The organism is uncultured Candidatus Kuenenia sp. (genome assembly GCF_900696675.1).
GTDB classification, from domain to species: Bacteria; Planctomycetota; Brocadiia; order Brocadiales; family Brocadiaceae; genus Kuenenia; species Kuenenia stuttgartiensis_A.
In genome coordinates this window covers 1-10,160 of the sequence record NZ_CAADGZ010000124.1, presented here as the reverse complement: position 1 = coordinate 10,160, position 10,160 = coordinate 1, and the positions used below count along the sequence as shown (strand labels likewise).

The 10,160-nt window shown below is 39.5% G+C and carries 10 protein-coding genes; 7 read left to right on the top strand and 3 right to left on the bottom strand.

Features of this window, described 5'->3' with window-relative positions; genetic code table 11:
• Window positions 1-369: 369 nt before the first annotated feature.
• Both QZT26_RS14395 and QZT26_RS14390 read right to left on the bottom strand, forming a co-directional pair.
• Entirely contained in the window at window positions 370-1,143 is a 774-nt protein-coding gene (locus tag QZT26_RS14395) for a protein-L-isoaspartate(D-aspartate) O-methyltransferase (RefSeq protein WP_197705212.1), read from the bottom strand.
• Window positions 1,144-1,394: 251 nt separating this feature from the next.
• On the bottom strand, window positions 1,395-2,219 hold the full coding sequence (locus QZT26_RS14390) for an RluA family pseudouridine synthase (RefSeq protein WP_099325957.1): 825 nt from the start codon (window positions 2,217-2,219) through the stop codon (window positions 1,395-1,397).
• Between the two features lie 699 nt (window positions 2,220-2,918).
• On the opposite strand from QZT26_RS14390, the gene acsA reads away from it, so the two are divergent.
• The 5 genes from acsA to QZT26_RS14365 all read left to right on the top strand — a co-directional run bounded on the left by acsA (window position 2,919) and on the right by QZT26_RS14365 (window position 7,724).
• Window positions 2,919-4,649 (top strand): acetate--CoA ligase, encoded by a 1,731-nt coding sequence (gene acsA, locus QZT26_RS14385; protein ID WP_099325958.1) that lies wholly within the window; start codon window positions 2,919-2,921, stop codon window positions 4,647-4,649.
• Between the two features lie 172 nt (window positions 4,650-4,821).
• Window positions 4,822-5,463: a hypothetical protein gene (locus tag QZT26_RS14380; protein WP_099325959.1), complete on the top strand. Its 642-nt coding sequence runs from the start codon at window positions 4,822-4,824 to the stop codon at window positions 5,461-5,463.
• A 368-nt stretch (window positions 5,464-5,831) separates the two neighbouring features.
• Window positions 5,832-6,176, top strand: a complete 345-nt coding sequence (locus QZT26_RS14375) for a hypothetical protein (protein WP_099325960.1) — start codon at window positions 5,832-5,834, stop codon at window positions 6,174-6,176.
• A 414-nt stretch (window positions 6,177-6,590) separates the two neighbouring features.
• Complete coding sequence (locus QZT26_RS14370; protein ID WP_157820625.1) at window positions 6,591-6,989, top strand: hypothetical protein; 399 nt, start codon at window positions 6,591-6,593, stop codon at window positions 6,987-6,989.
• 63 nt (window positions 6,990-7,052) lie between these two features.
• The gene (locus tag QZT26_RS14365; protein ID WP_295103115.1) at window positions 7,053-7,724 is read left to right on the top strand and encodes a hypothetical protein; all 672 of its coding nucleotides are present in this window, start codon (window positions 7,053-7,055) and stop codon (window positions 7,722-7,724) included.
• Window positions 7,725-7,766: 42 nt separating this feature from the next.
• Here QZT26_RS14365 and QZT26_RS14360 read toward each other — a convergent pair whose 3' ends face one another.
• Window positions 7,767-8,702, bottom strand: coding sequence for a peptidylprolyl isomerase (locus QZT26_RS14360; RefSeq protein ID WP_099325963.1), 936 nt, complete (start codon window positions 8,700-8,702; stop codon window positions 7,767-7,769).
• Between the two features lie 356 nt (window positions 8,703-9,058).
• Here QZT26_RS14360 and QZT26_RS14355 point away from each other — a divergent pair, with 356 nt between their 5' ends.
• Both QZT26_RS14355 and QZT26_RS14350 read left to right on the top strand, forming a co-directional pair.
• The gene (locus QZT26_RS14355) at window positions 9,059-9,193 is read left to right on the top strand and encodes a hypothetical protein (RefSeq protein ID WP_261341067.1); all 135 of its coding nucleotides are present in this window, start codon (window positions 9,059-9,061) and stop codon (window positions 9,191-9,193) included.
• A 320-nt stretch (window positions 9,194-9,513) separates the two neighbouring features.
• Window positions 9,514-9,945, top strand: coding sequence for a hypothetical protein (locus QZT26_RS14350; RefSeq protein ID WP_197705213.1), 432 nt, complete (start codon window positions 9,514-9,516; stop codon window positions 9,943-9,945).
• Window positions 9,946-10,160 lie beyond the last annotated feature (215 nt).

The following is a 10,160-nucleotide window of genomic DNA, read 5'->3' as shown; positions in this document are numbered from 1 at the left end:
CTTCATCGAAATGGTGAATCTCCTTTCAGGTGTTTTTTGTTATCAATATACCGCCGAATACCTTGGAAATCCTACCATTTCAATCCTATTCCTGCAACAAGGCTTTGCCTTGTTTGCAGGATTTAGGTGATATTTATTTTATTACAGAAAAACACAATTTCATATGGCAATATATTAGCAAAATACCTCGTGTTTTTCCAACTTTTGAATAAATAACTATTTTGGGAAGAAATCGGCAGTCCATAGTAGGCAATCGGCAATCGGCAGATTGCACATTGCACATTGCACATTGTGGACTGTGGACTGTGGGGGGAGAAATTGAGAAAAACAGGGTGTTCATTCCTACGCTTACGAATCAGACGCAGAGTATCACTTCCTGATTAGTGGAACAAACCGGACCGGAATGATAGATTTTTTTACAACATTCGATGAAGCATCTTTTGTAATCAATATTAATTCCTGTATTTCATACACGCCGCCTACCGGAATTACCATACGTCCTGATGGTTTAAGTTGATCAATAAGTGGTTGTGGAATTTTTTCTGTTGCGGCAGTTACTATTATGGCGTCAAAGGGAGCATGTTCCGGCCAACCGTTATAACCGTCGCCTATCCTGACTTCTACATTATCAAATCCCATGGTTTGTAACTGTTCTTTTGCCCGGAGGCCTAATTCTTCCACTATTTCTATTGTATATACCTGCTTTACCATTTTGGCAAGAATGGCAGCCTGATATCCAGAGCCGGAGCCAATTTCCAGGACAACCGCATCTTCATCCGGCTGCAATAGTTCTGTCATAAATGCCACAATGTATGGTTGGGATATTGTCTGTCCATAACCTATCGGCAAAGGATTATCAAAATAACTATAATGACGGTTTTCTTCCGGAATAAACAAGTGCCTGGGGACGGATTCCATGGCATCCAATACCCTTTTGTCAGCCACACCCCTGTTCGCAATCTGCCTTTCTACCATCTGTTTGCGCTGTAAGGTAAAAGCATCTTCATTTAATATAGTATTTTTACCGCCCATCGCTGAAACAGCACCTTTACTAACAATGAAAAAAGAAATGAAAGCTATCACAATTATGAAGCTGGGAGAAATTGAAGCCGTTAGTTTTGTCTCTCTATAAATTGTATCCATACTAATAAAACAATATTATCTTGTACCAAATAACACAAGCTTTTTTTACTGTTTTTATTTTTCGCAAAATGCTTATATCCGTAACATTTTATCTTTTTGAAAAATTCACGGGATAGAAAAAATACCATGTAGCCCCGTTAGGGGCGGTCTGTTTGTAGCACAATAAAATTCAATAGAGTAAATAGCTCCGTAGGAGCGGCCTGTCCGTATTCTTAATTTATCCTGATTGTCAAACAATACTACAGTATAATTCAGGGAAATAACAACCGGAGACATTGTATAAAATCATGGGAAATGGGCGCAGTGACAGAAATTTCCTTTTTTGTATAGGGGTGAACGAAGGATATCCTATGCGCATGAAGCATTTGCCTTTTCGCCTCTCTGTGTAGTATATTCTCAATTTCTTTCCGTGCGTATTCTGTTTCTCCTATTACCGGGTGGCCAATGGATGCAAGGTGAATTCTGATTTGATGCCTTCTGCCCGTTTCTGTGGCTACCTCAAGGTAAGATGTGTTTTTCCCTTTCTTTAATAATGTAATGTGTGTTACGGCTGTTTGTCCGCCAACAGGACTATTGATAGTGAAGGCAGGTTCACAAATCTTTCCCGTTACAATTACACGATAAATCTTTTGAATGTCGTGTTTTTTAAACACCTTTTTCATCTCTTCAAAAGCGTTTTCGTTTTTAGCAAAAATCAATGCGCCGGAGGTATCTTTATCTAACCGGTGAACAGCCTGTATCCGGTCACGGTTAAACTGCGTCCGCAAATCACGCTCGATACTATTCTGCCCATTTGTTACGATGCCAGGAGGTTTTGAAACAATTACATAACAATCATCGTTAAAAAGAATATCGTATGTCTTCTTTTCCGGTTGGCGCGTCTTACCGGAAAGAACCTCAATGCTATCACCTGGTTTTAATTGATAGGAAGCAATCCACACCCTTTTTCTATTGACAAACACTAGGCGGTCATCCAGAAGCTGTTTTGCTTTTTTATTAGACAAGGAAAGTTTATTTGCAATAAAATGAAGCAGCGTAAGCTCACTATCCCGATGCGTGACAATAAATTTATGCATTTTTGCCTTCCGTTCAGGAGTAAATGGAAATCATAGGTGAACTACCGATTTCACAAATTAAAAAATCCTTCACAAGCTTACAATTAACCAATGACCAAATATATTACTACACTGTTATCCGGTAAAAAATCTTTTTTTGGCAACACTTTAGTTTTTTTGAAAAATAAAAATGTCAGGGAATTTCATCATGTATGGCAGGCACTGTCTACCGGAAATTGGGCGTCGATTGGGTAGTCTCTTGAAGAAGCTTCCCCTGCACAATTTTTCTTTGCTTTTTTGGTACCCACACAATATGATATTTGCATTCCCATACCGTACGTACTAAACTCTTTTTCATCTTTAACTCCTTTCTCCAGGATTGGCTACTTTAGCAACCTTAAGCCATACATGATACAAAGAAGTTTTGTTTTTATTAACAAGTTGGTTTTTTGAAAAGGTAGATGCGAAGCATTTGCCCGTTTGGGTATGAACGCATTTATAAAAATTTATAGCAAATGATTCGCCTCTACTCCATTTTTGGCAAAATATTTAATTGTGAAATCCGAAAATGCTAAATAAGAATCTACCCTCTGCACCTCCCAGCGGGGGATATTTTCCCTCTTTGGAATTTGTTTCGTATTTCGCATGTAGCACTTCGAATTTCGTATTTTTATTTCCTGTTTGTTTGGTTCTGGCTATGCCATTTTAGTTTGTTACGCTATGAATAAGACTGAAATAATAAATAAACACCCTGAAGCATTTAATCTCATTTGTTATGAAGACCAGCATAAGAATTTCTCATGGGAGACGGTAAAGAAAGAACTAGGTGTCGGCGGTAACAAGGTAAATATTGCTTACGAGGCCATAGATAAACACGCCACAACATGGAGAAAAAACAAAGTTGCGCTGTATTGGGAAGGTTCTGATGGCACACACTTAAAGTATACCTTTCAGGAATTGAAAATCCTTTCCGATAAATGTGCCAATATGTTGCAATCATTAGGTGTAGGCAAAGGAGACCGCGTTTTTTTATTCTTGCCGCGTTTGCCGGAGCTTTTTATAAATATGATTGCAATTGCAAAACTCGGCGCCATTTCAGGCCCGATGTTTTCCGCATTTGGGCCTGATGCGGTGCGGGACAGGTTGCAGAACAGTGAGGCGAAAGTCCTTATCACTACACCTGAATTAAAAGAGCGTGTTGATGCCGTGCTATGGGAATTGCCTAAATTGGAACGGATTGTACTGGTGAGTGTTAAGGAAGATTATGAATTAGAAGAGGGAAATGTATGTTATAAAACATTGATGAAAGACGCACCTGAACGGTTTGAAATGGAATGGATGGATATGGAAGATCCTTTGTATCTCTTATATACTTCCGGAACTACCGGAAAGCCGAAGGGCATAACACATGTGCATAACGACATGATTTCATACTATATTACCACAAAATGGTCGCTGGATCTTAGAGATGACGACATTTATTGGTGTACGGCAGACCCCGGGTGGGTGACGGGAACGGTATATGGCATGTGGGGGCCATGGTTAAACGGCGTCTCAATGTATATATATGATGGCAGATTTGATGTAAATAAGTGGTATGAAGCCATACAATCATATAAGATTACGGTATGGTATACCGCTCCCACCGCTTTACGCATGTTAATGAAATCCGGCGATTACCTTGTTGCTCAATATGATTTGGAAAGTTTGAGGTATATTTGCAGCGTGGGAGAACCCCTTAACCCTGAAGTCATCAAGTGGGGCATGAATGTATACAATCTTCCAATCCATGATACATGGTGGCAGACAGAGACAGGTTCCATCATGATAGCTAATTATCCGTGCATACCGATAAAACCCGGTTCTATGGGAAAGCCGTTTCCTGGCATCAAGGCTGCAATTATTGATAGTGAGGGAAATGAACTCCCGGATGGACATCACGGTATTCTGGCATTAAAACCAGGCTGGCCCTCTATGTTGAGAAAAGTATGGGGAGACGAAGGCCGTTTTAATGAATATTTCAATATAACGGGTTGGTATACCACCGGGGATACCGCATATAAAGACGAAGAAGGTTATTTCTGGTTTGTTGGAAGAGCCGATGACGTTATTAACACGTCAGGCCATAGGGTAGGGCCTTTTGAAGTGGAAAGTGCCCTGCTTGAACATCGGGCGGTTGCTGAAGCAGGGGTCATAGGCAAACCTGACCCTGAAAGGGGTGAGATCATCAAGGCATTTATCGCCCTTAAAGAGGGATTTAAACCTTCCAGTGAATTGGGGGAGGAGATTAAAAAATTCATAAAACATCATCTCGCGGCACACGCTTATCCCCGCGAAATAGAATTTTGTGAAAATCTGCCAAAAACCCGAAGCGGCAAAATTATGCGCAGACTTTTAAAGGCGAAAGACCTAGGACTGCCTACCGGAGATATTTCTACACTTGAAGATTAAAAGAGACGCTTTGGAATTGTCGTCAAACAAATAGGGTTTTCGGTAACACGGTAGTTTTTTGAAAAAATAAGGGCGAAGCATTTGCCCGTTTGGGTCTGAACGCATTTCTGCAATTTATAGCAAATGCTTCGCCCCTACTATTACATTTTTATTGAGAGGAGAAACTCAAATAATGGAAAAAACACGTTTTAACAAGACTTTTTTTAATACGGTTGAACCCATAAAGATTAGAGATATGCTTGCGGTGGTGCTTGGCGCAATTGATAAAAACGAACCATTTGTCTTTGACTATACAGACGTAATAAAGCTTGCCGGGCATTCATGCCCCGCTGTTTCCGGTGCTTATAAATTGACGCAATTAGCCTTAAAAACCTTATACAAAAATGATATGCCCGAACGCGGACGCATTCTGGTTACATTCAAGGGCGGCGTGGACTACAAGGTAAACGGTCCGATATCACAGGTTGTTACTTTGATAACAGGTGCTTCCGTAGAAACAGGTTTTAAAGGGCTGGGAGGAGGCAAATACAACAGGCACAACCTGCTTTCGTTTAATGAGGAAGAAGAGGCGGAACCAAACGCGGTATGTACGGTGATATTTGAAAGAATGGACAACAATAAAAAAATAGAAATCAGCTACCGCAATCACATGCTTCCTATGAACCCTAAAATGGGTGATTTAATGCCGCTGGCAGTGACGGGAAAGGGTACAGACGCCGAAATAAAGGAATTTGGCGAATTATGGCACGAGAGAATTAAAATCATATTATTGAATCCTCCAAAGGGAATGTTTGAAATAAAGGAATTAAATTAAATGAGGCCTTGCCTTATCAGGCGCTTTAAAAGAGGGAAGAATTGCTTTTACGCAGGTTTTCCCCTCTATCCCTTTTGGAAAGAAAAATGCTTACACTGTTACGCAAAATCCCGCCAATCATAAAAAAAAGCGGTAGGCGTCTTTGCATAAATATCTCTATCCGCCGGACAGTTCACGGGTGAATATATAACTTGACGAAGAAAGTTTAAAATGTATAATAAGTCACTATTTTAAAAGAATGAGCAATACTGTTGCTACGATATACATGATGAAAGGGGGTGGAATACAGGGAAGGAGATAAATACTTTGTATACTCTATAGTAGTCTTATATGTTATATTTCAAAAAGATAGAAAAGGAGAATTAGTAATGTTAAAGAAGGTATTGGTGGGAATGTTTGGCGCAGCGCTTATCGCAGGAATTGGTATGACAACAGCACAGGCTTACGACGTAAAACCGGCAAAATTATGGGTAACTGCTATTGCTATTGGTACACCAATTGTGGGCGCTGAAATCAAAGTTGGTGATGAAGAATGCACTACGGGCAATAATGGCACCTGTGTATTTGAATTGAGGCCTGGTACATATGCGATTTCCGTTCACGAGCATGGCGGACAAAGCGCACACAAAGAAGTTAGCCTGGAAGAAGGGAACATCCTATTTGTGTCATTGGATCTTGGCGCAAAAGCTCGTCATCCTTCAGGGAGCCACTAATCTAACGTTAAACAATTGCAGTGTGCTATTTTATAAAAGCAGTTATCACGTGTGTTGGTAACTGCTTTTTTATTTTACTAAAAGGCTATCCCCCGGCTGGTTCAGGGATTGCCGCCTGAACCAGCGCATTGTGTCAACGCTTCGTTGGCTGATTATTACCAATAAATTCATTCTTTTCGCACGATATCATGTCCGCAATTTTTGCATGACAAGCCATTGAAAAATAATTCTAATTACTTATCTACAGAACACTCCAATGTTTGCAAAATACTTTATGCCGTATACATAAACAACTTGAAGATGGCATTATAATTGCACTAACGATACAAATGTAGTAAATAGAAATCATAAACATTAAGTGATACCTTGTTAGCAAACGTCATTTTTGCAAATCATTTGCATTTGTGTTTTACCATGAAAACCAGTAAAAACCGTAGCATATCATTAATATTTTCAGAGAAGCATTGGGGAATCGACTCTTTCATTGATTCAATAACAGATCCCATTGTCATATTTGATGCAGAACTTAATATAAAAAAATTAAACAAGGCTGCCAGGCAATTTTTCCCGGGCAAACCTGTTGACAAGAAATGTTTTGCGACAAAGCATAAATTTGTATCCGCATGCAAAGATTGTCTGATCTGGCAAACCTTAAAAACAGGCCATTCAATATGCGGAGAAATGTTGAACTTTAAAACGGGCGACCCTATACTCTTAAAATCATACCCCGTGTACAATAGTCAAAAGAAACTAACAGGCGTAGTGCTTATTGGGAGAAATAGCAGTGATGTTCCAATAAAGTGGATGAGATAAAACATCGCGTTAGAAAATAATTTCCCGCCTGAAAAATTTATTCCGAAGGAATGAAAAGAGCGAATGGTTATAACGTTGAAATGTATTAAAAAGAAAACCAGCTTAGTTTTACTTGTTTTTTTGATGCTGGGTGGTTGTTTCAGCACGCAAAAACCCCCAGTTACCATAGCCCCTTCAATCGACAAGAGGCTTTATGAAATACCACAGCAACCATTGACTATGGGTATTTATATCGACCCCGACCTGAGAAATCATAAACAGATTGAAAAAGTATCGAATCACATCATAGGTATTCAAGACTTTGTTTTTCCCGTAGGAAAACCTCTTGCTGAAAAAATCAGAGAAACCTGCCAAATTATCTTTAGAGAAGTCATTTTTTTAAATAACCTTGATGATACGGCTTTACCGGAAGAAAAATCACTGGATGGGATTTTGGAGTTTCGCCTAAAAGATTCGGACATACGGCTGAAAATCGAGGAGGCGGTATTACATGCGGTAGGAGAACATAAGCTTTCTCTTTTCGTCACGCTCTATGACGCAAAATGGAACAAATTGTGGGAAGAGGAAGTTTTTGCAGAGGGGATAGGATTGGATGTCGTTACCTCACATATCGAATGGGAATGGTGGATTACCTCGGGTCCTAAATTTGGCCCCGCTGTTGATATGGCAATTGAAAAAATCACCTTTCATCTGGCGCAGAAACTTACGGTAGTAAAAAAAATCCTTAATAAATAAAAATGTTTTCCATGAGGGATATTTGGTATGCGGTGATAAACGCTATTGTATAATTTCAATCTTTGCTTCACTTCGGAGTCTTTTCAGTAATCCAAGTATTTCTTCATCCAACATTGTTGAACGTACATCATCTATAACATCTTCAAAGTTTACGGCAACCCCTTCTTTTTTGCCGGTAACTTTTATCAGATGATATCCATACTCCGACTTTACCGGTTCACTTACTTTCCCAATGCGTAGCGAAAATGCCGTGCTTAAGAACGGTTCATCATATGTACCGCCCCTCCTTTGAATAAAACCTAAATCTCCGCCTTTCGAAGCAGAAGGGCAGTCAGAATATTCTCGGGCAAGTTCTTCAAAATCAGATCCTTTATCAAGTTCGGATTTCAAGGTATTGATCAACTGCGCCACCTTTTCGACCATATCACCGGAATTAAATTTTTTCGTATCTATAAAAATATGACTTACCCTTACTGCCTCCCCATTAAAAAAATGCTTGTTTTTCTCAAAGAATCTTTTCAGGTTTTGGGAATCGAGCGAGCCTTTAAAATATTTCTCAAGGGCGAGGGAATGTTTTATTGTTTTCTCGAAATCATATAAATTCGAACCGATGGAAGCAAGCATATCCCTTAAAAAGGCGTCCGCTTCGCCTTCATTGTCGGCAATTTCTTTTTTTATCAGCAGCAGTTCCCTGCTCATTTCCATTGGAGTGACAACAATCCCTTGTTTATCGATGAAGTCTTCCAGTAAAATATCAGTGATAAGTTGTTCGATTATCTCTTGCCGGATTGCATTGTACGTTTCAACATCGGCATCCTTAAACATGTTTAAACGCTTATCGACATCGTCTTTTTTAATCTTCTTGCCATTCACAACTACCGCAATATTCTCCCCCAGGAGAGGATTCTCCGGGAAACAAATTATCGCGGGAAATAGCAAAAAAACGGCGCATAAATAAAAAACGGCTTTTTTACACATTGTTACTCCTCCCCGAAACAGAAAATATCGTGAAAGTGCTTGTATTGCCTTTGTTAAGCAGGTATCAAAAAATAACCATACTAAACATTCTTTCAATTGTCAATTTTATAAAACACCACTATATTCAAATGGTGCACAGTTTGTGTTTTATCAAATTGACACATAGCAATCATTCCGCAAGGGTGGCACGGACAAACACAGGTTGCCTGAGCCACCGCCCTTATGAAACTCCGATTTTGTGAGCATTTTGAATATAGTTATCATTCCCTTGCTTGACTTAGCTGCGCATGAGGGTTACAATTTTTACGTGAGAATGCAATCTTAAAAGTATTCATTTTTGACGGACGTATTGTTTTATGATTACAAGAAGAATGTTAATCAAAACCGGTGTATTTGGCGCATGTTACCCGTTTTCCGCCGACATTCAGGATAAAAAACCTGCCGCACACCTCAGTAAAAACATTGGAAAATGCAAGGGAAATTGCATTTGATGCAGGGCCCTTTTTCCCTATGTAGGCAATGTTTCAGGTCACAACGGGGAAAAAATACCTATTGCCCTAATTGTAGGCATATTTTAGTCAGGCGGGCAGGATACAGAATATTAGAAAACCATATTGAAGATAACAAATGCAAAGACTGCGAAACTGTAATGCCGGGCATATGGTCATAAAGAAGCTATGTTTATTTAGCTTAGATTAGGTTGGGTTTGGCAACGACTTTATTCTGTTGCTGATGTTGATGTAGAGACGCATGCAATGCGTCTCTGCAAAATTATTGAAATTCCTAAACATTAGATTAGAAAGGAAAAATCGTGACACTTAAAATAAAGCCTGTTCGCACGGAAAGAAATAGAACGAAGCGTGAGAGATTGAAAATGTGGGGGAAGATTGTCGCTGTTGCAATTATCGTCTTCTTGGGAATTGCATCACGGCAAAGTAACGCTTCGGAAGAAATAGATGTAGAGAAGGACGTCTATCTGTTTCTTCACGGAAGAACAGATCTGCGGGAAAAAGTCATAAACTCACTGGTCACCTACGGATTTTCAAGGGAGAAAATAACTATGGCTACATCAGAAAAGGTGGGCAATGTAGGCGATTATATGGCAATGCTTTGGAAACCACCGGAACCGGATCACATAAAAATTCAAAAGATTACCCAAGTTGAAAAAACAGAACCGGAAAAAATCAAAGGACTCTGGCGAGGTGTTGCCAGAGAGGATATAGACACTATTCTGCTGGAATAGAATAATTGTAGTGGCAAGGCGTGCCTCATACGCATCAACCTAACTTTTACTGAAAAGCCAGCAGTTGAAGCAAAGCAGGAGTAAAGATATTAATTTTTCAGAATGGGGATTCACCTCCCTCATATACTAAGAACTTATTGGGATTGTTGTAACACGGAACGGAATTCTCTGCACAGTGGATACACCATTATTAATTTTACATTTTCGTAAAGTTT

Bases quoted from the DNA above. Each gene is read 5' to 3' on its own strand.
- QZT26_RS14395 (WP_197705212.1), bottom strand. From the start codon at position 1,143: ATGGATACAATTTATAGAGAGACAAAACTAACGGCTTCAATTTCTCCC.
- QZT26_RS14360 (WP_099325963.1), bottom strand. From the start codon at position 8,702: ATGTGTAAAAAAGCCGTTTTTTATTTATGCGCCGTTTTTTTGCTATTT.
- QZT26_RS14355 (WP_261341067.1), top strand. From the start codon at position 9,059: ATGATTACAAGAAGAATGTTAATCAAAACCGGTGTATTTGGCGCATGT.
- QZT26_RS14375 (WP_099325960.1), top strand. From the start codon at position 5,832: ATGTTAAAGAAGGTATTGGTGGGAATGTTTGGCGCAGCGCTTATCGCA.
- QZT26_RS14380 (WP_099325959.1), top strand. From the start codon at position 4,822: ATGGAAAAAACACGTTTTAACAAGACTTTTTTTAATACGGTTGAACCC.
- QZT26_RS14365 (WP_295103115.1), top strand. From the start codon at position 7,053: ATGGTTATAACGTTGAAATGTATTAAAAAGAAAACCAGCTTAGTTTTA.
- acsA (WP_099325958.1), top strand. From the start codon at position 2,919: ATGAATAAGACTGAAATAATAAATAAACACCCTGAAGCATTTAATCTC.
- QZT26_RS14390 (WP_099325957.1), bottom strand. From the start codon at position 2,219: ATGCATAAATTTATTGTCACGCATCGGGATAGTGAGCTTACGCTGCTT.
- QZT26_RS14370 (WP_157820625.1), top strand. From the start codon at position 6,591: ATGAAAACCAGTAAAAACCGTAGCATATCATTAATATTTTCAGAGAAG.